The sequence below is a fragment of the Actinomadura sp. 3N407 genome (genome assembly GCF_052245875.1).
In the GTDB taxonomy this organism is placed as follows: Bacteria; Actinomycetota; Actinomycetes; order Streptosporangiales; family Streptosporangiaceae; genus Spirillospora.
Genome location: NZ_JBQQBP010000014.1, coordinates 161,700 through 187,465, shown reverse-complemented (window position 1 = coordinate 187,465; position 25,766 = coordinate 161,700). Strand labels below are relative to the sequence as shown.

Annotated in this window: 23 protein-coding genes; 7 read left to right on the top strand and 16 right to left on the bottom strand. The window is 73.2% G+C overall.

What is annotated here, in order from left to right; genetic code table 11:
* Positions 1–7 precede the first annotated feature (7 nt).
* The 4 genes from ACTWPP_RS31175 to ACTWPP_RS31160 form a co-directional block, all read right to left on the bottom strand.
* Positions 8–1,018, bottom strand: a complete 1,011-nt coding sequence (locus ACTWPP_RS31175) for a LacI family DNA-binding transcriptional regulator (protein ID WP_443107948.1) — start codon at positions 1,016–1,018, stop codon at positions 8–10.
* Positions 1,019–1,071: 53 nt separating this feature from the next.
* Positions 1,072–2,784: a 2-isopropylmalate synthase gene (leuA, locus tag ACTWPP_RS31170; protein ID WP_443107947.1), complete on the bottom strand. Its 1,713-nt coding sequence runs from the start codon at positions 2,782–2,784 to the stop codon at positions 1,072–1,074.
* Positions 2,785–3,028: 244 nt separating this feature from the next.
* Positions 3,029–3,805 carry a dimethylargininase gene (ddaH, locus tag ACTWPP_RS31165; RefSeq protein ID WP_443107946.1) on the bottom strand — a complete coding sequence of 259 codons (777 nt, stop codon included), beginning with the start codon at positions 3,803–3,805 and terminating at the stop codon, positions 3,029–3,031.
* 1 nt (position 3,806) lies between these two features.
* Complete coding sequence (locus tag ACTWPP_RS31160; protein WP_443107945.1) at positions 3,807–4,418, bottom strand: hypothetical protein; 612 nt, start codon at positions 4,416–4,418, stop codon at positions 3,807–3,809.
* 100 nt (positions 4,419–4,518) lie between these two features.
* On the opposite strand from ACTWPP_RS31160, the gene ACTWPP_RS31155 reads away from it, so the two are divergent.
* Positions 4,519–5,355, top strand: coding sequence for a hypothetical protein (locus ACTWPP_RS31155; protein ID WP_443107944.1), 837 nt, complete (start codon positions 4,519–4,521; stop codon positions 5,353–5,355).
* On the opposite strand, the gene era is transcribed toward ACTWPP_RS31155, so the two are convergent.
* From era to ACTWPP_RS31140, 3 genes are read right to left on the bottom strand one after another with little or no spacing between them, the layout of a single operon-like run.
* Positions 5,346–6,269 carry a GTPase Era gene (gene era, locus ACTWPP_RS31150; protein WP_443107943.1) on the bottom strand — a complete coding sequence of 308 codons (924 nt, stop codon included), beginning with the start codon at positions 6,267–6,269 and terminating at the stop codon, positions 5,346–5,348. The two genes, ACTWPP_RS31155 and era, sit on opposite strands and share 10 nt — an antisense overlap.
* A 41-nt stretch (positions 6,270–6,310) precedes the next feature.
* A complete protein-coding gene (locus ACTWPP_RS31145; RefSeq protein WP_443107942.1) occupies positions 6,311–9,652 on the bottom strand; it encodes a BTAD domain-containing putative transcriptional regulator in 3,342 nt (1,113 codons plus the stop codon).
* A 54-nt stretch (positions 9,653–9,706) separates the two neighbouring features.
* The gene (locus tag ACTWPP_RS31140) at positions 9,707–11,839 is read right to left on the bottom strand and encodes an MMPL family transporter (RefSeq protein ID WP_443107941.1); all 2,133 of its coding nucleotides are present in this window, start codon (positions 11,837–11,839) and stop codon (positions 9,707–9,709) included.
* Positions 11,840–11,972: 133 nt separating this feature from the next.
* Here ACTWPP_RS31140 and ACTWPP_RS31135 point away from each other — a divergent pair, with 133 nt between their 5' ends.
* Positions 11,973–12,305: a cytidine deaminase gene (locus tag ACTWPP_RS31135; protein WP_443107940.1), complete on the top strand. Its 333-nt coding sequence runs from the start codon at positions 11,973–11,975 to the stop codon at positions 12,303–12,305.
* Here ACTWPP_RS31135 and ACTWPP_RS31130 read toward each other — a convergent pair whose 3' ends face one another.
* The 4 genes from ACTWPP_RS31130 to ACTWPP_RS31115 form a co-directional block, all read right to left on the bottom strand.
* Entirely contained in the window at positions 12,306–13,652 is a 1,347-nt protein-coding gene (locus tag ACTWPP_RS31130; RefSeq protein WP_443107939.1) for a hemolysin family protein, read from the bottom strand.
* A complete protein-coding gene (ybeY, locus tag ACTWPP_RS31125; RefSeq protein ID WP_443107938.1) occupies positions 13,652–14,128 on the bottom strand; it encodes an rRNA maturation RNase YbeY in 477 nt (158 codons plus the stop codon). The genes ACTWPP_RS31130 and ybeY overlap by 1 nt, the downstream gene beginning before the upstream one ends.
* Entirely contained in the window at positions 14,128–15,189 is a 1,062-nt protein-coding gene (locus ACTWPP_RS31120; RefSeq protein ID WP_443107937.1) for a PhoH family protein, read from the bottom strand. The genes ybeY and ACTWPP_RS31120 overlap by 1 nt, the downstream gene beginning before the upstream one ends.
* A 144-nt stretch (positions 15,190–15,333) precedes the next feature.
* Entirely contained in the window at positions 15,334–15,678 is a 345-nt protein-coding gene (locus ACTWPP_RS31115) for a histidine triad nucleotide-binding protein (RefSeq protein ID WP_443107936.1), read from the bottom strand.
* Positions 15,679–15,980: 302 nt separating this feature from the next.
* On the opposite strand from ACTWPP_RS31115, the gene ACTWPP_RS31110 reads away from it, so the two are divergent.
* Both ACTWPP_RS31110 and ACTWPP_RS31105 read left to right on the top strand, forming a co-directional pair.
* Positions 15,981–16,568, top strand: a complete 588-nt coding sequence (locus tag ACTWPP_RS31110) for a SigE family RNA polymerase sigma factor (protein ID WP_392902874.1) — start codon at positions 15,981–15,983, stop codon at positions 16,566–16,568.
* Positions 16,565–17,275, top strand: coding sequence for a hypothetical protein (locus tag ACTWPP_RS31105; protein ID WP_443107935.1), 711 nt, complete (start codon positions 16,565–16,567; stop codon positions 17,273–17,275). The genes ACTWPP_RS31110 and ACTWPP_RS31105 overlap by 4 nt, the downstream gene beginning before the upstream one ends.
* A 15-nt stretch (positions 17,276–17,290) precedes the next feature.
* Here the strand turns inward: ACTWPP_RS31105 and ACTWPP_RS31100 are convergent, their stop codons facing one another.
* From ACTWPP_RS31100 to hrcA, 3 genes are all read right to left on the bottom strand, one after another.
* The gene (locus ACTWPP_RS31100) at positions 17,291–18,022 is read right to left on the bottom strand and encodes a 16S rRNA (uracil(1498)-N(3))-methyltransferase (RefSeq protein ID WP_443107934.1); all 732 of its coding nucleotides are present in this window, start codon (positions 18,020–18,022) and stop codon (positions 17,291–17,293) included.
* 100 nt (positions 18,023–18,122) lie between these two features.
* Entirely contained in the window at positions 18,123–19,256 is a 1,134-nt protein-coding gene (gene dnaJ, locus ACTWPP_RS31095; protein WP_443107933.1) for a molecular chaperone DnaJ, read from the bottom strand.
* Positions 19,257–20,270, bottom strand: a complete 1,014-nt coding sequence (gene hrcA / locus ACTWPP_RS31090) for a heat-inducible transcriptional repressor HrcA (protein ID WP_443108013.1) — start codon at positions 20,268–20,270, stop codon at positions 19,257–19,259.
* 249 nt (positions 20,271–20,519) lie between these two features.
* Here hrcA and ACTWPP_RS31085 point away from each other — a divergent pair, with 249 nt between their 5' ends.
* Positions 20,520–21,335 (top strand): DUF3097 domain-containing protein, encoded by an 816-nt coding sequence (locus ACTWPP_RS31085; protein ID WP_443107932.1) that lies wholly within the window; start codon positions 20,520–20,522, stop codon positions 21,333–21,335.
* On the opposite strand, the gene hemW is transcribed toward ACTWPP_RS31085, so the two are convergent.
* Positions 21,332–22,540, bottom strand: a complete 1,209-nt coding sequence (gene hemW, locus ACTWPP_RS31080) for a radical SAM family heme chaperone HemW (RefSeq protein ID WP_443107931.1) — start codon at positions 22,538–22,540, stop codon at positions 21,332–21,334. The two genes, ACTWPP_RS31085 and hemW, sit on opposite strands and share 4 nt — an antisense overlap.
* Positions 22,541–22,558: 18 nt before the next feature.
* A complete protein-coding gene (locus ACTWPP_RS31075) occupies positions 22,559–23,020 on the bottom strand; it encodes a hypothetical protein (RefSeq protein ID WP_443107930.1) in 462 nt (153 codons plus the stop codon).
* A 357-nt stretch (positions 23,021–23,377) separates the two neighbouring features.
* Here ACTWPP_RS31075 and ACTWPP_RS31070 point away from each other — a divergent pair, with 357 nt between their 5' ends.
* Positions 23,378–24,253 carry a hypothetical protein gene (locus tag ACTWPP_RS31070; RefSeq protein WP_443107929.1) on the top strand — a complete coding sequence of 292 codons (876 nt, stop codon included), beginning with the start codon at positions 23,378–23,380 and terminating at the stop codon, positions 24,251–24,253.
* 75 nt (positions 24,254–24,328) lie between these two features.
* The gene (locus tag ACTWPP_RS31065; protein WP_443107928.1) at positions 24,329–25,750 is read left to right on the top strand and encodes a hypothetical protein; all 1,422 of its coding nucleotides are present in this window, start codon (positions 24,329–24,331) and stop codon (positions 25,748–25,750) included.
* Positions 25,751–25,766: the final 16 nt, after the last annotated feature.

Here is a 25,766-nt window from a genome sequence, read left to right as displayed (position 1 = left end):
GGAAGTGTCAGGCGGTTCGCACGGGAGCGGTCGAGGCGCGGACGACGAGTTCCGGCTCGTACAGCAGCTCCTCGGCGGTCACGGACGCGCCCTCCACCTGGTTCACCAGCAGCGTCACCGCCGCACGCCCGATGGCCTCGATCGGCTGCCGGACGGTGGTGAGCGGCGGGTTCACGCAATTCATGAACGCCGAGTCGTCATAACCGACGACCGAAACGTCCCGGGGCACCGACATCCCGAGCCGCCGGACCGCCCGGATGACGCCGAGCGCGAGGGGATCGCTGGCGCAGATGATGCCGGTGACCCCGTCGCGGATGAGGCGCCCGGTCACGGCCTGCCCGCCCTCCAGCGAGAACATGCTGCGCCTGATCCGGGCCTCGGGCAGCCCGACGCCGGCGCTCTCGGCGGCGGCGCGGACGGCGGCCAGCTTGCGGCTGCAGGGCACATGGTCCTCGGGGCCGAGGACCAGGCCGATCCGCTCGTGCCCGAGGGACAGCAGGTGGGCGAACGCCTGCTCGGCGGCGACGGCGTCGTCGGTGGACACCTGCGGGAAGCTGAGCTTCTCGCTGGCCGCGTTGACGAGCACGACCGGGAGCCGCACGTCGAGCAGCCGGTGGTAGTGCTCATGGGACGCGTCGGCCTCGGCGTACAGCCCGCCGGCGAAGACCACCCCGGACGCCTGCTGCTGGAGGAGCATCTCGACGTAGTCGGCCTCCGACAGGCCGCCCGGGGTGAGCGTGCACAGCACCGGCGTGAACCCGCGCTGGGCGAGGGCGCCGCCGACGACCTCGGCCAGCGCGGGGAAGATCGGGTTGCCGAGCTCGGGCAGGACGAGGCCGACCAGCCGGGCCCGCTCCCCCCGCAACTGGGTGGGGCGCTCGTAGCCGAGCACGTCGAGGGCCGTGAGGACGGCCGCGCGCGTCGCGTCCGACACGCCGGGCTTGTCGTTCAGGACCCGGCTGACGGTGGCTTCGCTGACTCCGACCTTCTTGGCGACCTCGGCCAGTCGACGTGTCATGCCGCAACTATACGACGTGACACCGCAAGCCGTTTAACCCTGACGCAAACCGCTTACGTCCCTTGCGTCCGGGCGACCCGGTTCACCGCGGACAGGATCGCCTTGAGGGACGCCGTGACGATGTTGCCGTCGATGCCCACGCCCCACACGGACCTGCCGTTCACATCGCACTCGACGTAGGCGGCGGCGCGCGCGTCGCCGCCCGCGCTCATCGCGTGCTCGGCGTAGTCCATGACGCGGACGTCGACGCCGACCGTGGCCAGGGCGTCCTCGAACGCCGAGACGGGGCCGTTGCCGACGCCCTCGATCTCGCGGATCTCCCCGTCGACGCGGATGTCGCAGCTGATCGCGTCCTTCTCGTCCACCCGCGAGGTCGTGCGGTGCGCCAGCAGCCCGGCGCGCGGGCCGCTCGTGAGGAACTCGCTCTGGAAGATCTCCCACATGCGCTCGGCGGTGACCTCGCCGCCCTCGCTGTCGGTGTGCTCCTGGACGACGCGGGAGAACTCGATCTGCAGCCGGCGCGGCAGCTCCAGGGAGTGCTCGGTCTTCATGATGTAGGAGACGCCGCCCTTGCCGGACTGGCTGTTGACCCGGATCACGGCCTCGTAGGTGCGGCCGACGTCGTGCGGGTCGATCGGCAGGTACGGGACCTCCCAGCGGTACTCGCCGACCGGTGCCCCGGCGGCCTCGGCGTCCATGGCCAGGTGGGCGAAGCCCTTGTTGATGGCGTCCTGGTGGGAACCGGAGAACGCGGTGTAGACCAGGTCGCCGCCGTAGGGGTGGCGCTCGTGGACGGGCAGCTGGTTGCAGTACTCGACCGTCCGGCGGATCTCGTCGATGTCGGAGAAGTCGATCTGCGGGTCGACGCCCTGGGTGAACAGGTTCAGGCCCAGCGTGACCAGGCAGACGTTCCCGGTCCGCTCGCCGTTGCCGAACAGGCAGCCCTCAATGCGGTCGGCGCCCGCCATGAAGCCGAGCTCGGCGGCGGCGACGGCGGTGCCGCGGTCGTTGTGCGGGTGCAGCGACAGGATGACGGAGTCCCGGTGGGCCAGGTTCCGGTTCATCCACTCGATCTGGTCGGCGTACACGTTCGGCGTGGCCATCTCGACCGTCGCCGGCAGGTTGACGATGACCTTCTTGTCCGGGGTGGGCTTCCACACGTCGTTGACGGCGTTGCAGACCTCGACGGCGTACTCCAGCTCGGTGCCGGTGAACGACTCGGGCGAGTACTGGAAGAAGATCTCGGTGTCGCCCATGTCCTCGGCGAGCTTGGCGCACAGCTTGGCGCCCTCGACGGCGATCGCGGTGATGCCGTCGCGGTCCTGCTCGAACACCACGCGGCGCTGGAGCGTGCTGGTGGAGTTGTACAGATGGACGATCGCCCGCCTCGCGCCGCGCACCGACTCGAAGGTCCGCTCGATCAGCTCGGGGCGGGCCTGCGTCAGCACCTGGATCACGACGTCATCGGGGACCCGGTCCTCTTCGATGATCTGCCGGACGAAGTCGTAGTCGGTCTGGCTCGCGGCCGGGAAGCCGACCTCGATCTCCTTGTAGCCCATCCGTACCAGCAGCTCGAACATCCGTAGCTTGCGGTCGGCGTCCATCGGGTCGATCAGGGCCTGGTTGCCGTCCCGCAGGTCGACCGCGCACCAGCGCGGCGCCTCGGCGATGACCGCGTCGGGCCAGGTGCGGTCGGTGAGCTTGATCGGGGCGAACGGCCGGTAGCGCTGGGCGGGCATACCGGAGGTCTGCTGTCGCGGATACATCGAATGAGAACCTTCTGCTCGAACCTCGCGGCCGACGTGCACGACGCAGTCCCGCAGCGAGGGAGCCGGCCTGGTTACAGGCCCCCGCTGCGGCCGCTAAGGAGGAGCAGCTCACGCAACACGTTCGCCAAGTTAACAGATGCCATCCGTGTTACGGAAACCGGCGTCCGCATGCTGAGACAACGGGAACCTCTTCCGTCTCACGAGAACGGTGCCGCACGCCGGTGAAATTCCCGTGGGCCGGTCAGGGGACGAGCACGGACAGGCAGGTCACGCAGCCGTCGAGCGCCTCGAACTCGCTGATGTCCACGCTGGTGACGCGCAGCCCGTCGGCGGCGAGCCGGGCGGCGGTGCGCGGCGCGGACGCCGACATCAGGACGTGGCCGTGCCCGATGACCACCACGTGGGCACCGGCCGGCTCCCGGGGTACCCGCAGGCACGGCAGCACCGCGGTGTCCACCATCTCCGGCACGCCGATCAGCGCGCCGTCCGGCAGCGCCGTCATCGCCGACTTCAGGTGCAGGCAGCCGCGGACGTCCACCGGGACGACCTTCCGCCCGCCCAGCAGATGGGCGAGCTGGCAGATGCCCTCCTCGTTCGTCCGGGCGCCGCGTCCCGCGTAGACGGTGTCGCCGACCTGCAGCACGTCACCGCCGTCCAGGGTGCCCGGCTCCTTGATCCGCTCGACCCGCAGGCCGAGCTCGCGCGCGGCCTGCTCCGCGCCCGGCAGCTCGCCCCTGCGGCGTTCCTCCCCGGACCGGCCGACGACGGCGACGTCGCCGCAGACGACCAGCGCGTCCTCGATGAACGCGGCGTCGGGCTGGTCGTCGGCGGCCGCGACGGCCCGCACCCGCCAGCCGGCCGACCGCAGCGCCGCGACGTACGCCTCGTGCTGGCGCGCCGCGAGCGCGACGTCGACGGGGCGGCGGGCGGCATGGGTGACGATTCCCTCCGCCAGCCGCGGGCCCGGGGGCCGGACCAGCGCCCTCCCGGCGGCATCCATGTCGGCGGCGCGCTTCATGTCAGCGGGACGCCCCCTCGGTGGTCACGATCACGCCCAGCGCGTAGGCGCGGGACATGCCGAGCAGGTCCGCGATCCCGTGCAGCTCCTGGCGCTCCCCATCGCCGAGCGGGCCGTCCGCCAGCCCGATCCGGACGGCCTGCGCGAGGAACCACTCCTTGGCCTCCACGGCGAGATGGGCCCCGGCCCGGATGATCTCCTGCTCGAGGAACGTGCGCCGCAGCGCGAGGTCGGCGTTCACGGCCGTCCCGTCGAACCCGGGCTCGCCGTAGCCGGCCACCGTGTCGATGGCGCGTGCGCGGGCCGCCGGGTCGGCGGGGTCGCCGGCGCGCAGCACCAGGGCCGCCGCGGCGCGCATGCCCGCGGCGAGGGCCTCGGCCATCTGCTCCGCGGTCGGCGTCCGCAGCGCCGAGACCGGGAAGCGGCCGCGGCACGTCCGGCACTCCACGGCCTGCCCGAGCCGCCACAGGGGCACCAGGGGGACGAAGAACATCGAGAACCAGCGGCGCCCGGCGCGCCTCCGGAAGGCACGGTCACCCCCGCACTGCGGGCAGTGGAACGTCCCCTCGCCGACGGTACGGAACACCGCCGTCAGGCCGAAAACGAGCAACACCGCGGTTCTCCTCCCATAACGGACTTCATTCCAAACTACCGATCCGTGCGCCCCGACGTGGCCGTACGGGCAATGCGGTTCCTGCGTTTACGCTGGGTCCATGACCGGTGACCTGGGTTCCGACGCGGGCCGCGAGCGGTCGCGCCCGTCCTTCCTGCCGCCCGTCGACGGCTATCCGCCGCCCCCGGACGGCGCCTGGGAACCGGCCTCCGGCGCGACGTCCGCGGAGCCGCGGCGCGGCGCCGCCTGGAGCCTCGCCACGATCACCGCGGGGGCGGTGCTGCTGGTGTCGGCGTTCCTGCCGTGGGCGCACGCGCAGATCGTCATCGAGCTGTTCGGGCGGCCGATCGGCCGCGACCTCGGGAGCCTGGCGGGCATCGACGCCGACACCATGGTCGTCGCCGTCCCGGTGCTGGCCGTGGTCGCGATCGCGCTTGCCTTCTGGGACCTGATCGGACGGGACGCGCGGATCGGCGCCCTCGCCGCGATTCCCGGCACCCTCGCCCTGCTCGTCTGCGGAATCTTCGTCCTGCGGCTCAGCGACGTCAGCGACAACCTGCCCCAGACCGGCCTGGACTTCGGCTACCAGATCACCGTCCGCTACGGCTGGTACATGGCCGTCATCACGGCCCTGCTGGTGGTCGGTTTCAGCCTGGCCCGGCCCATCACCGAGCGTGTGTCCAGGCCCCGGCGCCGACCGGACCAGTACCAGCGGCAGCCCGAGTACACCGGCCGGCAGGACGCGGACGAGCAGTACACGGACCAGCGGTACACCGACCAGCAGTACACCGACCAGCAGTACACCGGCCAGTGGCTGTACACCGACCAGCGGTACGCGGCCGACCCGTACGCCGCCTGGCCCCAGGAAGATCAGGCATGGGGCCGTCAGGACCGGGAGGCCCCCGCCGGGGACGACCCCGGGAGAGATCAGTCGTAGAACCCGAGCCGCCGGAGCTGCTTGGGGTCGCGCTGCCAGTCCTTGAGGACGCTGACGCGCAGATCGAGGAAGACCTTGGTGCCGAGCAGCGCCTCGATCTGCCGCCGCGCCGCCGCACCCACCTCGCGGAGCCGCGACCCCTTGTGCCCGATGATGATGCCCTTCTGGCTGGACCGCTCGACGAACAGGTGCGCGTAGATGTCGACGAGGTCGTCGCGGCCCTCACGCGGGAGCATCTCGTCCACCACCACGGCGATCGAGTGGGGCAGCTCGTCGCGGACGCCCTCCAGCGCCGCCTCACGGATCAGCTCGCCGACGAGGAGCTGCTCGGGCTCGTCGGTGAGGTCGCCCTCCGGGTAGAGCGGCATGCCGCCCGGCAGGTGGGAGATCAGCAGGTCGCCGACCAGGTCCACCTGGAAGCCGCTCTCGGCCGAGCACGGCACGATGTCGGCGAACTCGCCCAGCCGGCCGACCGCGAGGAGCTGCTCGGCCACCCGCTCGGGCGGCGCGAGGTCGGTCTTGGTCACGATCGCGACGACCGGGGTCTTCTTCACGGCCGCCAGCTCACGGGCGATGTACTTGTCGCCGGGCCCGACGGGCTGGTCGGCGGGCACGCAGAACCCGATCGCGTCCACCTCGGTGAGCGTGGACCGGACGAGGCTGTCCAGCCGTTCCCCCAGCAGCGTCCGGGGCTTGTGCAGGCCGGGCGTGTCCACGACGACGAGCTGCGCGTCCGGCCGGTGCACGATCCCCCGGATGGCCCGCCGCGTCGTCTGCGGACGGCTGCTGGTGATCGCCACCTTGGTCCCGACCAAGGCGTTCATCAAAGTCGACTTGCCGACGTTGGGCCGCCCGATGAAACAGGCGAACCCGGCCCGATACCCCTCGCGCACCTCACTGCCCAACACTGTCACCCCCCAATTGTCGCCCACCCGCGGGACCCGCGCGTCCAGGGCTACGCGGCGGGGGTGCCGAGGCGGGTCCTCGCCGCGTCGGCCCTCTCCGCCCACAGGGAGGCGCCCAGGCGTCCGGCGACCTCGGCGGCCTCGCGGTAGTGGCCCGCGGCGGCCTCGGGACGGTCGAGGAACAGCGCGAGATCGCCGAGGACGTGCGCGATGGGCCCGACGGTGGCGACGGCGGTGGCGCCGCCGCTGAACTGCCCGGCGTAGGGCAGCAGCGTCGCGTAGACCTCCCCGGCCAGCTCACGGTCGCCGAGCGCGATCGCGCGCAGCGCCCGCACCGGCATGGTGAGGTCGAAGAAGTAGTCGCGGCGGATGGGACCGGTCCCGGCGACGACCCGCTCGGCCTCCGCGGGGCGGCCGGCGGAGATCAGCGCGAGGGCGTGCAGGTCGGCGGTGGCCGCGACGTGGCCCCACCGCCGGTGCAGCCAGGCGGAGCCGTCCACCATCTCCGCGGCCCTGCCCTGGACGAGCCGCAGGCAGAAGACGCCGAGGAACGCCATGCCGAGCTCGCTCGACCAGATCCTCGTCGGGCCGATGGCGTCGCCGAGCCGCTTGTACGCGCGTTCCGCCTCCTCGAACCGGGCGGTGAAGGCGTGCATCAGCGCGGCGTACCAGTCGCCGATCTGCGAGAGCAGCGGCAGCCCGTACTGGTCGGCGAGGCGCCGTCCCTCGTTCAGGTGCCGGTTCGCTGTGGGGACGTCGAGCGCGGCGATGGCGACCTGCTGCAGTTGCAGGTGCGCGAGGACGAGGTAGGTGCCGAGGTCGTGCCCGGTCGCGAGATCGAGCAGTTCGGCGGCGTACCGGCGCCGCCGGGCGAGGCCGTCCGCGGTCCGGTAGCCGTTGATGTAGGCGCCGTTCAGCGCGACCGCGATCAGCTCGGGAACGCCCAGGTCGCGGGCCGTGCGGATCGCCTCGCCGGACGCGGTGACCCCGCGGTCGTACGGCTCGCCCTCCAGTTCGATCGCCAGGGTGGTCAGCAGCCGGACGCGCAGGTCCGGCTCGTCCCCGGGCAGCCGGGCCAGCGCCTCCTCGGTGGCCTCGACCACCGCGTCGTCGACGGTCCCGTACTCGCGGCTCGTCCACAGCGTGGGGACGTCGAAGCTCGCGATGACCCTGGCGAGGAGCCGGACGTCGCCGAACGCGCGGGCGTCGGCGATGGCGGCCAGCCGCCGGTCCCGGGCGTCGACGACGTGCCCGGCGAGCGCCGTCGCGCGGATCGCGGCGACCTCCGCCTCCAGCCGGTCGCGGGTCGCCTCGGCCCCCCGCGCCCGCAGCGTGTCGACGACGCGGATCCACAGGTCGGCGGCCAGGCGGTGGGCGAAGCGCGCCTCGGCGGCCTCCGCGGCCAGCCGCGCGTAGCGGATGGCCTTGGCCGGGTCCGCGCCCGATTCGAGGTAGTGGTGGGCGATCGCGGCGACCTCGTCGGGGGCGTGCCGTTCGAGCGCGGCGGCGACGCGGCCGTGCAGCCGGGTGCGGCGGGCCCGCGAGACCCCGTCGTAGAGGGTGTCGCGGACGAGGGCGTGCGCGAACCGCATCCGGCCGGGCGCGGGCTCGGTGACCAGGCCGCTGCCGAGGCCGGCCTCGACGGCGTCGATCACCGCCTCCTCGTCCCCGGCAAGGTCGGACAGGACGTCGAGGTCGGCGTCGCGGCCGATGACGGCCGCGTCGCGCAGGACGGTCCGGACCGGCCCCGGCAGCCGGTCGATGCGGCGGCGCAGCACGTCCCCGACTCCGGCGGGCACCCGCCGCGTCGCGGCGGGCAGGCCCTCGGCGTCGAGGAGGCGGGCCGTCTCCCGGGTGAAGAACGGGTTGCCGCCGGTCCGCTCGGCGATGGCGGACAGCTCCGCGTCGCCGAGGCCGGTCGCGCAGACGCCGCGGACGAGGTCGGCGACCTCGGCCGCCGACAGCCCGCCGAGCTCGATCCGCACCGGCTCGTACCGGGCGAGGGCGGCCAGCGCGGCCGCGAGCCCCTCGGCGACCTCCGTCTGCCGGAACGTGGCCACCAGCAGGACGGGACGGTCCCGCAGCCGCCCGGCGAGCCGGACGAGCAGGGCGAGGGTCTCCTCGTCCGCCCAGTGCAGATCGTCCAGGACGAGCAGGAGCGGCGCCGCGTCCGCGACCGCGGTGAGGTAGTCGCCGACGGCCAGGTGGAGCCGGAACCGCCCCGTGCCGACGTCGGCGTCGCCGGGTCCGGTGACGGCGTCGTCCAGGAGCGGCCCGAGGCGCCCGTCGAGTCCGGCGGCGGGCGGCGCCGCGGCGGCCAGCTCGCGCAGCAGTTCGGCCCAGGGCCAGGCGGCGGGTGCTCCGCCGGTCTCCGGCGCCCGCCCCCACGCGCACGTCCAGCCGCGCTCGGCGAGGCCGCGTGCGAACCGGTCGGCGAGCGCCGTCTTGCCCATGCCCGCGTCGCCGCCGACGAGGACGACGCCGCCCCGCCCTTTGGCGGCGTCCGCGGCCGCGTCGTCCAGCCGGGCGAGTTCCTGAACGCGTCCGACGAAGGCGGGCTGCGCCTGCGCGGGTCCGGGTTCGGGCGCCGGCCGCAGGACGGGACGTCCGCCGCGGCGCCCCGTCTCCCCCAGGTCGGGCGACTGGGCCAGGATGTCGGTTTCGAGGCGGCGCAGTGCCGGGCCGGGGTCGACGCCGAGCTCCTCGGTCAGGGCCGCGCGGGCGCGGCGGAGGGCGGCGAGGGCGTCGCCCTGCCGCCCGGCGCGGTAGAGGGCCAGGGCCAGCAGCCGCCACGCCTCCTCGCGCAGCGGGTTCGCGGCGGCGTGGGTCTCCAGGTCGGGGACGGCCTCGGCGGCGGAGGCGAGCCGCAGCATGGCCTCGGCGCGGCGTTCGACGGCGAGGCGGCGGCGCTCGTCCAGGCGGGCGGCCTCGGCGGCGGCCCACGGCAGACCGGCGAACTCGGCGTAGGCCGGGCCCCGCCACTCGGCGAGCGCCGCCTCCGCGCGGCGGAGGGCCCGCGGCGGGTCGGTGTCCAGCAGCCCGGCGGCCTCGTCGATCAGCGCGTCGAACCGCCACGCGTCGACGCTCCCGTCCGGCAGCCGGAGGGCGTACCCCGGCGGCTCGGTGACCAGGACCCGCGCGGGCGTGCGCGGCGGGCGGCCGGGTTCGAGGGCGCGGCGCAGGTGGGACACGAACGACTGGAGGCCGGCGGCGGCGCGGGGCGGGGCCGTCCCCGCCCACAGGTCGTCGACGAGCCGGTCCGCGGTCACCATCCGGCCCCGCGCGGCGACGAGCCGGGCGAGGACGGAGCGCTGCCGTGGACCGCCGAGGTCGGCGGGCTCTCCCGCCACCTCGGCGCCGAAGGCCCCGAGAACGCGTACGACAGGCGACATGTCCCGATCAGCCTAACCGGGACATGCCGGACCGCCGTGCTCACTCCCCCGCCGTCACACGCGACCGAATTCGGGCTCCCGCCCGGCCGGCTCGGCGGGCTCGGCGCCGCCGTGCACGTCGATCTCCGGCAGGACACGGGCGAGGGGCCGCGGCAGCCACCAGTTCGCCCGTCCGAGCAGCGACATCGTGGCGGGCACCAGCACCAGCCGGACGAGCGTCGCGTCCAGCGCCACCGCGACCGCGAGCCCCACCCCCATCTGCTTGATCACCAGTCCGGGGTCGGCGGCGAAGCCGAGGAACACCGCCACCATGATCATCGCGGCGCTGGAGATGACCCGTCCGGTGGCGGCGAGGCCGGCGGTGACCGAGCCGCGCGCGTCGCCGCCCAGCAGCCATTCCTCCCTGACCCGGGACAGCAGGAAGACCTCGTAGTCCATCGACACGCCGAACAGCACCGCGAACATCAGCAGCAGGATGAAGCTCGACACCGGGACGCTGTGCGGGAGCCCCAGCAGTCGCGCGCCCCAGCCCCACTGGAACACGGCCGTGAGCACCCCGTACGCGGCGCCGATCGACAGCAGGTTCATCACCGCGGCCTTCAGCGGCGCCAGCAGCGACCTGAACACGATCATCAGCATGATGAACGAGGTGGCGACGACCGCCCCGATCACGGGCCAGAGCCGTTCCGACAGCATCCGGGACAGGTCGACGTACGCCGCGGTCAGCCCGGTGATCTCCGCGCCCGGCGGCAGCACGTCCCCGCGGATCCGGTCGACGAGCCCCGTCACCCGCTCGTCCTGCGGCCCGTACTGCGGCGTGACCATGATCACCGCGGCGTCCCGCCGCGGGGACAGCAGGGGCTCGGCGACGGCCGTGACGCCCGCGGTCCCGGCGAGCGAGTCCCGCAGGCCGGGCAGGGCGCCCCGGTCGACCTCCGTCAGGTCGACCGCGACGGCGAGCGGCCCGTTGGCGCCGTCCCCGTAGCCCTCGGCGACCAGGTCGTAGGCCTGCCGGACGGTGTTGGACGTCGGCTGGCTGCTGGCGTCGCTCGGCCACGTGCGCATCCCGAGCGCGGGCGCGGCCAGCGCGAGCATCAGCACGGACGCGGCCAGCAGCCACGGCCACGGGTGCCGCCCGACGTGCTCGGCCCACCGCCGGACCCGCGGCGAGTCCACGACGATCGTCGCACCGGCGGCCCGGTCGCGGCGGCGCAGCACCCGGCGGCCGGCCAGCCCCAGCACCGCCGGCAGCAGCGTCACCGCGCTCAGCACCGTCGTGGCGACGACCAGCCCGGTGGTGAAGCCCATCGTCATGAAGACCGGGATCCGCGACAGCACCAGCCCGCACAGCGCCAGCAGCACCGTGAACCCAGCGAAGATCACCGACTGGCCGGCGGTCGCGTTGGCGCGTCCCACCGACTCGGGGACGCTGAGCCCGGCGGCCATGCCCTCCCGGTGCCGGGTCAGGATGAACAGGGCGTAGTCGATGCCGACGCCCAGCCCGACCATGGTCGCCAGCGTCGGCGCCGTGGTCGCCACGTCGGTGAACGCCGCCAGCAGCGTGATCCCCGACACCCCGGCGCCGAGCCCGGCGAGCGCCACCACCAGCGGCAGCCCCGCCGCCACGACCGACCCGAACGCCAGCAGCAGGATCACCAGCGCGGCGCCGACCCCGATCGCCTCGGCGACACCGCCCGGCGCCGTCACGTTCTCCGGCACCTGCCCGCCGAACTCCACCTGGTAGCCCGCCGCGTCCAGGTTCCGCGTCGCCGACCGCAGCAGTTCCAGCGTCGGCTTCGGCTCCAGATCCGTCACCGGCACCGAGTACCGGACGGTCATCAGCGCCGTCGCCCCGTCCGGGCTCGGCCGCGGCGGCTCGACCACGCTGACGTGCGGCAGCTCACGCAGCTCCCCCGCCGCCTCCGCCAGCGCGGCCCGGCCGACCGTCCCGGACTCCGCGTGCACCACGACCCTGGCGTCCGCCCCCGACAGCGCGGGGAAGCGCTCCTCCAGCAGGTCGGTGGCCTCCTGCGACCCCGTCCCCTCAAGCGTGTAGTCGTCGTGCAGGGCGCCGCCCGCGACACCCGCCAGACCGGCCACCGCCGCGACGAGCACCACCCAGACGACGATGAACCGCCACGGTCGCAAGGCCGCGGCCTTGCCCAGGCGGTAGAGCAAACGGGACATCACTTCTCCCCCAGAACGGCGTTGTCCGACGTTCCGAGGATCACGCGCGCCCCTTGCCGCCCACTTGGCGGTGACTTGCGGGTAACCCCGTGCGGCCGCAAGTCCCGCCCGCGCTGCCCGTACGCTGGGGGACGTGAGCGAGCTGAACGCCGAGGACGCGAAGATCATCACCCTGGCCAGGTCGGCCAGGGCCCGCACGAACGCCGCCGAGGGCGCCGCCGTCCGCGACGACACGGGCCGCACCTACTCCGCCACGAGCGTGGACCTGCCGTCCCTGAAACTCTCGGCCCTCAAGGTCGCCGTGGCGATGGCCGTCTCCAGCGGCGCCGAGGACCTGGAGGCCGCCGCCGTCGTCACCGCCGCCGAAACCCCCGGCCCCTCCGACGTCACCGCCGTCCGCGACCTGGGCCCCGAGGCCCCCGTCCTGGTCGCCGCCCCCGACGGCACCCTCCGGACGTCCCTCTGACTAGCGGGTCTGGTCGGAGCCCTCGGCATCCGGCGCGTCCGCCGCCGCGGCGCCCAGCCGCCGCACCAGGACGGTGCCGACCCGGTTGCGGCGGCCGGCGATGGTCTCGGCCTTGAGGGACAGGACGGCGCCGCCCTCGTGGCCGTCGGCGGTGCCGGAGCCGACCTCCGCCGTGGAGCCCTCGATGGGGACGCGGCCGAGCGCGTGGGCGAGCAGGCCGCCGACGGTCTCGACCTCCTCGACGTCCATCTCCACGTCGAACAGCTCGGCGAGGTCCTCGACGGGGAGGCGGGCGGTGACCCGTGCGGCGCCGTCCGGCAGCCACGTCACCGGCGGCGTCTCCCGGTCGTACTCGTCGGTGATCTCCCCGACGATCTCCTCCAGGATGTCCTCGATGGTGACCAGGCCGGCGGTGCCGCCGTACTCGTCGATGACGACCGCGAGGTGGATCTGCCGGGCCTGCATCTCGCGCAGCAGCTCGTCGATCGGCTTGCTGTCGGGCACGTAGGTGGCGGGCCGCATGACCGAGTCGACCGTCTCGACGGACTCGCCCTCGCGGTTCTCCTGGCTGCGGCGGGCGACGTCCTTGAGGTAGGCGATGCCGACGACGTCGTCCTCGTTCTCACCGACGACGGGGATGCGGGAGAAGCCGCTGCGCAGCGCGAGCGTCATCGCCTGCCGCAGCGTCTTGCGGCGCTCGATGAACACGATGTCGGTGCGCGGCACCATCACCTCGCGGACGAGCGTGTCGCCCAGCTCGAACACCGAATGGATCATCTCCCGCTCGACCGGCTCGATCAGGCTGCGCTGCTCGGCCAGGTCGACCAGGTCGCGCAGCTCCGCCTCGGACGCGAACGGGCCCTCCCGGAACCCCCGGCCGGGGGTGAGGGCGTTGCCGAGCGCGATCAGCAGCCGCGGCAGCGGCCCGAACACCCGCGTCACCGGATGGATCACCGCTGCGCCGGCCAGCGCGATCCGGTCGGCGTGCTGGATGCCGAGCGTGCGGGGCCCGACGCCGATCACCACATAGCTGATCACGATCATGATGGCGGCGGCGGTGACGTAGGCGCGCCACGTCTCGTCCAGCCAGGAGATGCACAGGTCCGCGACGATCACCGTGGCGACCAGCTCGCACGCGATGCGGAGCAGCAGCACCATGTTGACGTAGCGGGCCGGGTCGGCGACCACCTCGGCCAGCCGCCGCGCGCCGCGCCGCCCGTCGCGGACGATCTCCTCGACGGTGACGCGCGACACGCGGGCGAGCGCCGCCTCGGTGCTGGCCAGCAGGCCCGCCATGAAGACCAGGCCCACCGCCAGGGCGGACAGCCACGCCTGCGCGGTGTTCATCAGCCGCCGCGTTTCTCCCGCCAGGCGGTGAGGAGCTCGGCCTGCAGGCCGAACATCTCCCGGTGCTCCTCCGGCTCGGCGTGGTCGTAGCCGAGCAGGTGCAGGATGCCGTGCGCGCACAGCAGCTCCAGCTCGTCCCCGGTGCCGTGCCCGGCCTCCCGCGCCTGCCGCTCGGCCACCGCGGGGCACAGGACGACGTCGCCGAGCAGGCCCGGGTCGGGCTCGCCGTCCTCGTCGGCGCCGCCGGACATGTGGCCGGGGCGCAGCTCGTCCATCGGGAACGACAGCACGTCGGTCGGGCCGGGCTCGTCCATCCACTTCTCGTGCAGCTCGGCCATCGCGGCCTCGTCGACCAGCAGGACCGACAGCTCCGCAAGCGGGTGGACGCGCATGCCGTCCAGGACGTGCCGGGACAGGTCGGCGATGGCCCGCTCGTCGACCGGGACGCCCGACTCGTTCAGCACCTCGATGCTCACTACCGCCCCCGCTTGCGGGACCCGCCGCGGCCCGCCGCGCCCGGCTGGAACTCCGGCACCTGCTGCTCGGCGTGCCGGTTGTAGGCGTCGACGATGTCGGTGACCAGCTTGTGCCGGACGACGTCGCGGCTGTCGAGGCGGCAGAAGTGGATGTCCTCGACGCCGCCCAGGATGTCCTGGACGACGCGCAGCCCGCTCAGCTGCCCGTTCGGCAGGTCGACCTGGGTGACGTCCCCGGTCACCACGACCTTCGACCCGAACCCGAGCCGGGTGAGGAACATCTTCATCTGCTCGGGCGAGGTGTTCTGCGCCTCGTCCAGGATGATGAACGAGTCGTTCAGCGTCCTGCCGCGCATGTAGGCCAGGGGCGCGACCTCGATGGTGCCGGCGGCCATCAGGCGGGGGATCGAGTCGGGATCGACCATGTCGTGCAGCGCGTCGTACAGCGGCCGCAGGTACGGGTCGATCTTCTCGTAGAGCGTGCCGGGCAGGAACCCGAGCCGCTCCCCCGCCTCCACGGCGGGGCGCGTCAGGATGATCCGGTTGACCTTCTTGTCCTGCAGCGCGCGGACGGCCTTCGCCATCGCCAGGTACGTCTTGCCGGTGCCGGCGGGACCGATCCCGAACACGATCGTGTGCTTGTCGATCGCGTCGACGTAGCGGCGCTGGTTCAGCGTCTTCGGGCGGATCGTGCGGCCCCGGCTGGACAGCACGTCCAGCGTCAGGACCTCGGCGGGACGCGCGTCGCCCTCGCCGCGCAGCATCGCCAGGCTGCGCTCGACCGCGTCGGGGGTGAGCTGGGTGCCGCCCTTCAGCAGGTCGAGCATCTCGGTGAAGAGCCGGGAGACCAGGTCGGTCTCGCCCTCCGGGCCCGTCACGGTGATCTCGTTGCCGCGGACGTGGATGTCGATGTCGTCGCCGAACGCCTGCTCTATCGCGTGGAGCAGCTCATCCCGGGAGCCCAGCAGGCTCACCATCGAATGGTCGTCCGGCACCACGATCTTGATCTGGGAGTGCGAGCCTGTCCGGTCGTCGCGCCCCGTGTGAGTTGATTCGACCATCAGCCGGGCCTTGTGGCCTCTCCGACCTGCCTTCTGTCTGCTCCGGGTGTCCAGGTGTACCGGTTCCATCGTACTGGCCGCCCCCGGCACGACGCTGATGGTTTTCGCCGGGGCGCCGGACGCCCGGAGCGGCCGGGGGACGGGTCAGCCGGGGGGCCAGTTGAGGCCACGGCCTCCGAGCACGTGGGCGTGCACGTGGAACACGGTCTGCCCGGCCTGCGCTCCGGTGTTGAACACGACCCGGTAGCCCGCCTCGGCGATGTCCTCGTCCACCGCGACCTGGTGGGCCTCGCGCACCAGCTCGGCGAGCAGTTCGGGGTCGGCGTCGGCGAGCTCGCCGACGGTCGGGTGGTGCGCCCTCGGGATCACCAGCACGTGCGTGGGCGCCTGCGGGTTGATGTCGCGGAACGCCACCGCGCCCGCCGACTCCCGGACGATCTTGGCGGGCACGTCCCCGGAAACGATCTTGCAGAACAGGCAGTCGGTCATCCCTCTCCCCTCGCCGGCGGCCCCTGACCGCCCCGGAATCCTATCGAGACCCTCGCGGGCATGGCTTGCGGCGGCCCGCACTCGATAGGGTTCTGGCCGATCGACCTTCCGTTGCGGTCGGCATTCCGACCGCCTACTGGTTAAGGTTGTCAGCTCAGGGCGTACCCCCCGGTTCGCAAGGCATTGCACCGCGCCCGGACCGGGCGGGCACGCCCGATCCACGTCGTTCCTAAGGCGACCGTACGAATGAACGGCCGGGGGACGGCAAAGGCGGCGGATAGGTGACCGAGGCAAACCAGGACATGCCCTTTCGTAAACCGAACGACGAGGGTACGCGTCCCACTGACGTGACCGAGACCCTCGTGGCCAGGGGCACGGCGGGGGCGGTGGCCGTCGCCTGGGACGCCGATCAGGCGGTGACCGCGCTCTACAGCGCCAACTACCGCTCGCTGGTAAGACTCGCCGCCATGCTCGTGCGGGACGCGGGGACGGCCGAAGAGGTCGTCCAGGACGCGTTCGTCGCGATGCACGGCGGGTGGCGCCGGCTGCGCGACCCCGACAAGGCCCTGTCGTACCTGCGCCAGTCGGTGGTCAACCGGTCGCGATCGGTGCTCCGGCACCGCGCCGTCGTCGAGAAGTACGCCCCCAAGGGCCTGCCGGACGCGCCGAGCGCCGAGGCCGGGGCCATCGGGGAGCTGGAGCGCTCGGCGGTCATCGACGCGCTGTCCCGGCTTCCCGCCCGCCAGCGGGAGGCGCTCGTCCTTCGCTACTACGCCGATCTGTCCGAAGCGGAGATCGCCAACGCGATGGGCATCTCCCGCGGCGCCGTGAAAAGCCATACGGCGCGCGGCATGACCTCGCTACGCAACGTCCTGGAGCAGTTCTCATGACCACCGACCCCCACGACGAGCACGGGGAGATCCTCCGCCGTGCCCTGAACGCGGAGGCGGACTCGGTCAACCCCGCAGGCGACGGCCTGGAGCGCATCCGGGCCCGCATAGCCGACGGCTCCGGCCGCCGGTTCGGTCTCGGACGGTTCGGCCCCGCCCGGTTCGGGTTCGGGTTCGACCGGTTCACCGTCGGCTGGGCGCGTCCCGTCCTCGCCGTGGCCGCCGCCGTGGCGGTCGCCGGGCTCGGTGTCACCGCGCCGCAGACCATCGATCTCATCCAGCAGTCGGTGGGCAGCAACGGCCCCTCCGGCGAGGGGAAGAACACCACCGCGGGCGACCACACCGGCGCCCAGGGCAACCCGGAGTTCCCCGGCCCGCCGGCACCGGGCGGCACCGCGTCCGGAGCCCCGAGCACCTCGCAGACGCCGACGCCGAGCACGTCGCCGGGGCTGTCGTCCTGCAGCCTCCCGCAGCCGCCCGGTACCCCCACGGTCGCCGCGTCGCCCAGCCCGGCGCCCACCGCCACGCCCACCGCCACGACGTGCCCGGGCACCACACAGTCGCAGCAGCCGACCACGACGCCGACGCCGCCGACGTCCACCTCGCCCGGCCCGGACGAGCCCACCAACGCCCCGACGACGCCTTCGACGAGCGAATCCGCCAGGAGCACCGACCAGGGCGCGGGGGCCGCGGCCGGCACCCCCTGACCGCCGGGGGGCCGTCTACCAGCGGCCGGTGGCCGCCAGCAGGACGGACGCGGCCGCCACGCCGGCCGTCGAGGTGCGCAGGACGGTCGGGCCGAGCCGGACCGGGCGCCCGCCGGCCGCGTCGAACCGCTCCAGCTCCTCTTCGGTGAGGCCGCCTTCGGGCCCCACCACCAGGACGATCTCGCCCTCCGCGGGCGGTTCCACGGCGCTGAGCCGCGCGCCGGCACCCTCGTGCAGGACGACGGCCAGCGACGCCGCGGCGATCCGCCCGGCGACGTCGGCGGTCGACGCGAGCCCGGCGACCTCGGGCAGCCGGCTGCGCCTGGCCTGCTTGCCGGCCTCGCGGGCGGTGCCGCGCCAGCGTCCGAGGGCCTTGTCCCGCCGTTCGGCGCGCCACTGCGTGACGCAGCGGGCCGCCGACCACGGGACGATCTCGTCCACCCCCGCCTCGGTCATCGTCTCGACCGCCAGCTCGCCCCGGTCGCCCTTCGGGAGCGCCTGGACGACGACGATGCGGGGCGACGGCGGCGGCTGCCGGTGCCGGGCCAGCACGTCCAGCGTGAGGGACGCGCGGTCCGCCGCGGTGACGACGCATTCGGCCAGCAGCCCCTCGCCGTCGGTCAGGTCGACGCGCTCACCGGGCCGCAGCCGCCGCACGGCCGCGGCGTGCCGCCCCTCGGGGCCGTCCAGTATGACGCTGCCGCGCTCCAGCGCGTCCGTCCCGGCAAGGAAGACCGGCGGGCTCACGCGCGTACCCGGCGGGGCGCTTCGCTCATGTGCCGTCCCCTGACTCACCATGGTCCGAGTCGCCGCGGCGGCCCTCGTCGTAGGCCGCCGCCACTGCTCTTCAGTGCTGGTTGAAGACGTCCTTGAGCCGCGAGAACATGCCGCGCTGGCCCGGGGCGAACTTGCCGGGCGGACGCTCCTCGCCGCGCAGCGCCGCCAGCTGCCGCAGCAGCTCCTCCTGCTCCTCGTCGAGCCGGTTCGGCGTCTCCACGTTCACGTGGATCATCAGGTCGCCGCGGCCGCTCTCGTTGAGGTGCCGCACGCCCCGGTTGTAGAGCGTGATGACCTGCCCCGACTGCGTGCCCGGCTTGATGTCGACGCTCTCGGCGGCGTCCAGGGTCTCGATCGTGACGCTGGTGCCGAGCGCCGCCGCCGTCATCGGGATCTCGACCGTGCAGTGCAGGTCGTCGCCCTCCCGCTCGAAGATCGGATGCGGCTTCTCCACGATCTCCAGGAACAGGTCGCCGGGCGGGCCGCCGCCGGGACCGACCTCGCCCTCGCCGGCGAGCTGGATGTGGATGCCGTTCTCCACCCCGGCCGGGATCTTGACCTTGACGGTGCGCCGGGTGCGGACCCGGCCGTCGCCGGAGCACTCGGTGCACGGGTTGCGGATCACCGAGCCGAACCCGCCGCATGCCGGGCACGGCCGCGCCGTCATGACCTGGCCGAGGAACGAGCGCTGCACCTGCTGCACCTCGCCGCGCCCGTGGCACGTCTCACACGTGTCCGGGTGGGTGCCGGGCGCGCAGCCCGAACCCTCGCAGGCGCCGCAGGCGACCGCGGTGTCGATCGACAGCTCGCGTGTCGTGCCGAACGCCGTCTCGCTCAGGTCGAGCTCCACCCGCAGCGTCGCGTTGCGGCCGCGCCGCGCCCGCGACCGCGGGCCCCGGGACGCCGCCGTGCCGAAGAAGGCGTCCATGATGTCGCTGAACGGGAACCCGGCGCCGCCGAACCCGCCGGCGCCGCCCGCGGCCGCGGACGCGAACGGGTCCGCGCCGAGGTCGTACATCTCGCGCTTCTTCGGGTCGGAGAGCACCTCGTACGCCTGGGTGATCTCCTTGAACCTGTCCTGGGTCTCCGGATCCGGGTTGACGTCCGGGTGGAGCTCCCGCGCAAGCCGGCGATAGGCCTTCTTGACCTCGTCGGCGCTGGCGTCCCGCCGGACGCCGAGGGTCGCGTAGTAGTCGTTGGCCACTTACGACCCCGCCAGGATCTGTCCCACGTAGCGTGCCACTGCCCGTACCGCTCCCATCGTGCTGGGGTAATCCATGCGTGTAGGCCCGAGCACACCCAGCCGGGCCAGTGTGAGGTCGCCCACGCCGTAGTCGGCGGCGACGACCGAAGTCGACCGGAGCCCCAGGTCGGGGTTCTCGGTGCCGATCCGCACCGTAACTGTAGAGGAATCGCCGGTCTCGCCGAGCAGCCGCATCAGGATGACCTGCTCCTCGAGCGCCACGAGAACCTCCCTCAGGCTCTGTGAGAAGTCCACCGCGGCGAGGTTGGCCGCACCGGCGAAGACGATCTTCTCTTCGTGCTTTTCGACGAGCGTCTCCAGCAGCACCGACAGCACCGCCGCCGCGAGCGGCCGGTCCGCCTGGCCCACCTTCTCCGGCAGGTCCGCCACCGCCGTGGGGACGTCACCGAGACCGAGCCCGTCCAGGCACGTGTTGAGCAACGCCCGCAGGTGCCCGATCGATTCCTCGGAGACGTTGCCGCCGGCCTCGATGACCCGCTGCTCCACCCTGCCCGTGTTGGTGATCAGGACGAGCAGCAGCCGGCCCTCGGCGACCGGCACCAGCTCGACGTGCCGCACCGACGAGCGGGTCAGCGACGGGTACTGCACGACGGCGACCTGCCGGGTGAGCTGCGCGAGGAGCCGCACCGTCCGCCCGACGACGTCGTCGAGGTCGTAGGCGCCGGACAGGAACGTCTCGATCGCGCGGCGTTCGGCGACCGACAGCGGCTTGATCGTGGACAGCCGGTCGACGAACAGCCGGTAGCCCTTGTCGGTGGGGACGCGGCCGGCGCTGGTGTGCGGCTGGGCGATGTAGCCCTGCTCTTCCAGCACGGCCATGTCGTTGCGGATCGTGGCCGAGGACACACCGAGGTTGTGCCGGTCCACCAGCGCCTTGGACCCGACCGGCTCGTTGGTGGAGACATAGTCCTCGACTATGGCGCGCAGGACTGCGAGTTTCCGGTCGTCCAGCACCGTGTCACCTCCTTCATCCCCTTCCATGGGCCCCCGATCCTCCGCCCGGCGGCCCCGTGGCCGTCCGCACACGCGCTGCTGGCACTCATTACTCCCGAGTGCCAAGTGTACGACCCGTGGGAGCACTCTGGAGTGCCCGCGCACACCCCCGTACGGCTGCGCGATACTACCCGTATCGGACGGCGCCGCCACGCCGAGGGACGGGGGGCTGCGGCGCGCGGGCGTCCCGCCGGGTTAATGTGCGGACCCGTGCAGAGTAAGGACTACGGAAACGACGTGCTGGCCGGCGACTGGCGCAGGCCCCGTAAAGGCCGGATCCCCGAGGTCCCGGCCGAGCCCGGCCTGGTCGCCGAGGATCCCGGCAGCGGCTTCTGCGGCGCCGTCGTCGGCTGCGACAAGTTCGGCGTCACCCTTGAAGACCGGTTCGGCAAGCGGCGCGTGTTCCCCCTGACGAAGTCGGGCTTCCTCATCGACGGGAAGCCGGTGACGCTCGTCCGGCCGGAGGCCGGGCCCCGGGGGGCGGCCCGTTCCGCGTCCGGCTCCATCGCCGTCCAGGGGGTGCGGGCCCAGGTGGCCAAGGAGAGCCGCATCTACGTGGAGGGCGTCCACGACGCCGAGCTGGTCGAGAAGATCTGGGGCCACGACCTGCGGGTCGAGGGCGTCGTCGTGGAGTACCTCGAAGGCGTGGACGACCTGCCCGCCATCGTCGAGGACTTCGGCCCCGACGAGGAGCGCCGCCTCGGGGTCCTCGTCGACCATCTCGTGGAGGGCTCCAAGGAGTCCCGGATCGCCGCCCAGATCTCGTCGCCGCACGTCCTGGTCACCGGGCACCCGTTCATCGACATCTGGGAGGCCGTCAAGCCGGCGTCCGTCGGCATCCGCGCCTGGCCGCGCGTCCCTCGCGGCATCCCCTGGAAGGACGGCGTCGTCGCCGAACTCGGCTGGGGCGACGACACGGGCGAGGCCTGGAAGCGAATCCTGGGCTCGGTCAACGCCTACACGGACCTGGAGCCAGCCCTCCTGGGCCGCGTGGAGGAACTCATCGACTTCGTCACGGCCGTTTAGGTCAGGTCCCGGACGACGGCGTCCGCCAGAAGGCGTCCACGCAAGGTGAGCACCACGCGGCCCTCCTCGTACGGGGCGGCCTCGATCAGCCCGCCGTCGATCGCCCGCCGGACCGCGCCGCCGTCCACCAGCCCGGCCGGGCAGCCCTGCCCGAGCCGCAGTTCGAGCATGATCCGCTCGATGCGCCGGTCCTCCTCGGCCAGGACCTCCCGGGCGTGCGCCGGGGTGGCGCCCTCCGCGAGGCGTGCGGCGTACGCGGCGGGATGCTTGACGTTCCACCACCGGGTCCCCCCGACGTGGCTGTGCGCGCCGGGCCCGACGCCCCACCAGTCGGCGCCCGTCCAATAGAGCATGTTGTGCCGGCAAGCGGCACCGGGATCGGCGGCCCAGTTGGAGATCTCGTACCAGCGCAGTCCGCGCCCGCTCAGCATCTCGTCGGCGATCAGGTAGCGGTCGGCCATGGCGTCGTCGTCGGGTGCGGTCAGCTCCCCCCGCCTCACCTGCGCCGCCAGCCGGGTGCCCTCCTCGACGATCAGCGCGTACGCCGACACATGGTCGGGTTCCGCGGCCAGGGCCGCCTCCAGCGAGGCCCTCCAGTCGTCGTCGGTCTCCCCCGGCGTCCCGTAGATGAGGTCGAGATTGACGTGCTCGAATCCCGCCTTACGCGTCCACTCCACCACCTGCGGGACGCGCCCCGGCGTATGGCTGCGCTCCAGAACGGCCAGAACATGCTCGCGCGCGCTCTGCATGCCGTAGGAGACCCGCGTGAACCCGACCTCCCGCAACCGGGCCACATACGCCTCGTCCACCGACTCGGGATTGGCCTCGGTAGTGACCTCCGCACCCGCCGCAAGCCCGAACTCGGCGTCGATCGCATCCAGAACACGACCCAGATCGTCCGCTGGCAGCAAGGTCGGTGTGCCACCGCCCACGAAAACCGTCTCCACGGGCAAATCCACGTCGCCCAGTGCGCGCCGGGCCAACCGCACCTCGCCGATGGCGGTGTCAACGTAAGAATCGCGGCCGGCGCCCGGCCCGAGCTCCGTCGCCGTGTAGGTGTTGAAGTCGCAGTAGCCGCACCGCGTCACGCAGAACGGCACATGCACATAAAACGCGAACGGCCGCGCCCCCAGCCCCTCCAAGGCACCACCGGGCAACGCACCGTCAGCGGGCACGGGATCACCATCAGGCAGTGTGGAAGGCACCCTCCCAGTCTGCCCGGCTCAACCCCCTGCTCGGTCCGCCGAGGCTTCGGTGAGCTTGTCGCGGAGCCAGTCCGGGATGTGTTCGTCCGTTCGGGGGAAGCGGTCGAGGTCCAGGGCGTAGGCGGACGGGGTGAGGGGCGGGTTGAAGTCGGGTTCGCCGTCATAGTCGAACTCGGCGCTGAAATGGCCCGAACGTTCGATCTGCAGCCGTGCGGTGAACCACGCGCCTTTGCCGCGCCGGTACATGACGCGGCGGAGCTCGTCCATCTTCCCCACGGCCTGGCCAGGAGGCATGGCCTTACGGCGTTCGCCGTCCGCCCCCTCGACCTCGAAGGAGGCGCTGTCGATGCCGACCGTCGCGCGGAACTCGAAGTCGAGCCGCTCCCAGCCCGACGGGGCGGCGAACCGCAGCGCGCGGACGGCGCCGTTCACCGTCTCCCGCTCCTTCGGAGAACGCAGAACCTGCTCGGGGTGGGTCACGCTACCTCCGGGAGGTCGTCAGGTCGGTTGATCGGCACGGTACCCGTCCGACCGTACAGACATATGCGTCCAGGCCAAGCAACACCAGCCGTGTCGCGTCTCACGAACATGACCAGAGAACCCACGGCCCGCCCGACCGCATCGGCCACCAACCGCGACGACACCGGCCGCATCCCCCGGTCACGCGACGAACACAGCTCTCGCGATCGCGTCCGAAGGCGGATTCGGGCATGCGAGAATCTGATCGCGCAGCGAGCCGCCAGGCGAGTTCGGAGCGATGCCGGCGATCGCACCGCATTGCCCGACGATGGAGGGCCGCCAGGCCCGAAGGAGGAGGGCAGTGCCATAAGCGCAGCAATGAACACGGCGCCCGCGCGGGTGGTGCTGTGCGGGGAGCCGGACGGCTGGCACTACGTGGTGGTGGACGCCTCGGGCACCGAGCGGCGTTCGGAGTTCGCCGGGGCGGGCACGCGCTGGCAGACGGGCGCCGGGTCCGGGCCGGAGCCGGCGTGGTGGCGGCGGAGGCTTTCGGAGACGGCCGAAGGGCTGCGGGAAGTGGTCGCGGAGCGGCTGACCGACGCGACGTTCCGCGATCTGGGCGTCGAGACGGTCATCACCTGGTTCGCGGTGGACGAGCCCGTCACGTGGGAGGGGCTCGTCACGCTGCGGGAGGCGGACCCGGCGCGGTTCCCCGGCCAGGTGGCGCCGTTCGTGATCACGCTGGAGCCGGGGCGCGGGGCGCTTCTGCCGGACGCGAGCCTGCTGTTCTCCACGCGCGCCCCGGACGCCTGGACGACCCTCGCCGCGGTCGCCGAGCGCTGCGGCACCCGCCCGCCGAAGTCGTCGTTCCTGTGCGGGTGGGCGGGTCACCGCAGCGTCCGGGTCGGGCGCGGGATGCTGGCGCTGTCCACCGGCCGGGGCGAGGACGGTGTGGAGCGGCTCGCCGAGATCTGCGCGACGCGGCCGTCCGGATGGAGCGGGAACCCCGAGATGCGTCTGCGGTTCGACGGCGTCGACCTGCTCGACGAGCCCGCGGAGGACGTGGTCGCGCTGCTGGGCGAGCTCGGGCACGAGGTCGTGCGGCGGGGGCGGACGGCCCGTCTCGCCGTGTCGGGCCTCACCCTTTACGAGCCCGACGCGGCGGGCGCCGCCGCGGAGCGGTTCACCGGCGTGTCCCTGCGGCCGCCGGCCGCGCTGGCGCCGCTGTGGAGGCCGCTCCAGACGCGGGCCTGACGGATACGAACCCGACACCCACGGGGGACCGGGGCGTCACCGGATCGCGACCCGGCCGGTCTAGATTCGCCGATCATGAGAAGCCGTGCGCGTCATGCCGTGCTCGCCTTGACCGGCGCCGCCCTCGCCGGCGCTCCCCTCACCGTCGCCGTCTCCCCCGTCTCCCCCGCCTCCGCCGCTCAGCGCGGCACGATCACCGTCGAGCGCGGTGGTCCCGCCCGGTCGCTGTCGTTCACCGCGGCGCGGGACGGGGAGGCCGTGATCTCCTTCGCCGCGTCCGCCCCCGGTGTCTCGTGGGGCCGTGAGGGCGCCGAGTCCGCCGTCGTGTCGATCGCGGTGGACGGACGCCATGTGACCGACGCCGTCGTCCCGTCGTCCGACCCGGTGGCCCGGAGCTTCGGTCTCGGGCACGTCCGGGAGGGCGCGCACGAGGTGACGTTGCGGTTCGCCGAGGGCAGCGCCCCGGCCGCCCGCCGCGTCACCCTCGGGGGCGCCCGCGTCCGGATGCCCGCCGCGGACGCGACGGTCCTGCGTCACGCGCCCATCGTCGTCGGGCGGACGGGATGGCCGTTCGGCGACCCTTACCAGAACGCCACCACCGACACCCCGCTGGTCGCCTGGCATGAGACGCGGCCCGCCGGCACTCCCGGGCACCGGACCATCGAGTACTCGATGGTGTGGAGCAACGAGGACGGCGGCACCGACACGCCCGCGCTGATGGCCCGCTGGGGCCGCACGACCGACATCGAGTGGGTGTACCGGGTCGAGGTGGACGCGTCCGGGCGGCGCGTGGACGGCACCGCCGTCTACCAGGCGCCGCTGCACCTGACGTTCCAGTTCACCGGCCGTTTCGAGGGCGACCATCCGGTGCTGCAGACGTGCACGCAGAACAACAACATGTGCGACGTCATCTCGCCGGACCCGCCGCTGCGCTTCCTGCTCGACGCGTCCGGGACGCGGCCGGACGGGCGCGCCCGCGAGGCCGTCATGGACCGTGAACCGTGGACCTACCGTGTCGCGGCCCAGGAGATGGTGCGCGAGGGGAAGATCGAGAGCCCGTCCGATCCGGCGACGCGGGAGGTCGGCGACCAGCGCGCGTACCTGTTCGCCGAGTTCGCCAAGTCGACCGGGGCGGCGGACGCGTGGGGCTCGGTGCCCGGTGTGGCGCTCGGCGTCCGGCTCAGGTCCGATCCGTCGACGCTCTACCGCTCCGACCACGACCGGCCCGCCTGGTCGATCGACCGGGACGGCGCCGTCGCCACCACCGTCGAACTGCCGGAGGGGACGACGGTGTCCGACGTCGCGGTCATCGAGGCGCTCCGCCGCCCGACGGGGCTCGGCGACAACGGTGCACCGGCCACGGTCACGTCGATCAACCGGGGGTTCTTCCTGGACGAGTCGTATCTCCCGCAGCCGTCGTCCATCGAATGGCGGGGGTCGGTGACGCTCACCCGGGAGAAGCCGTCGGCCGTCCTCTGGCGTCCTGGACTGGCCTGACCGCCGCCCGGTGGCG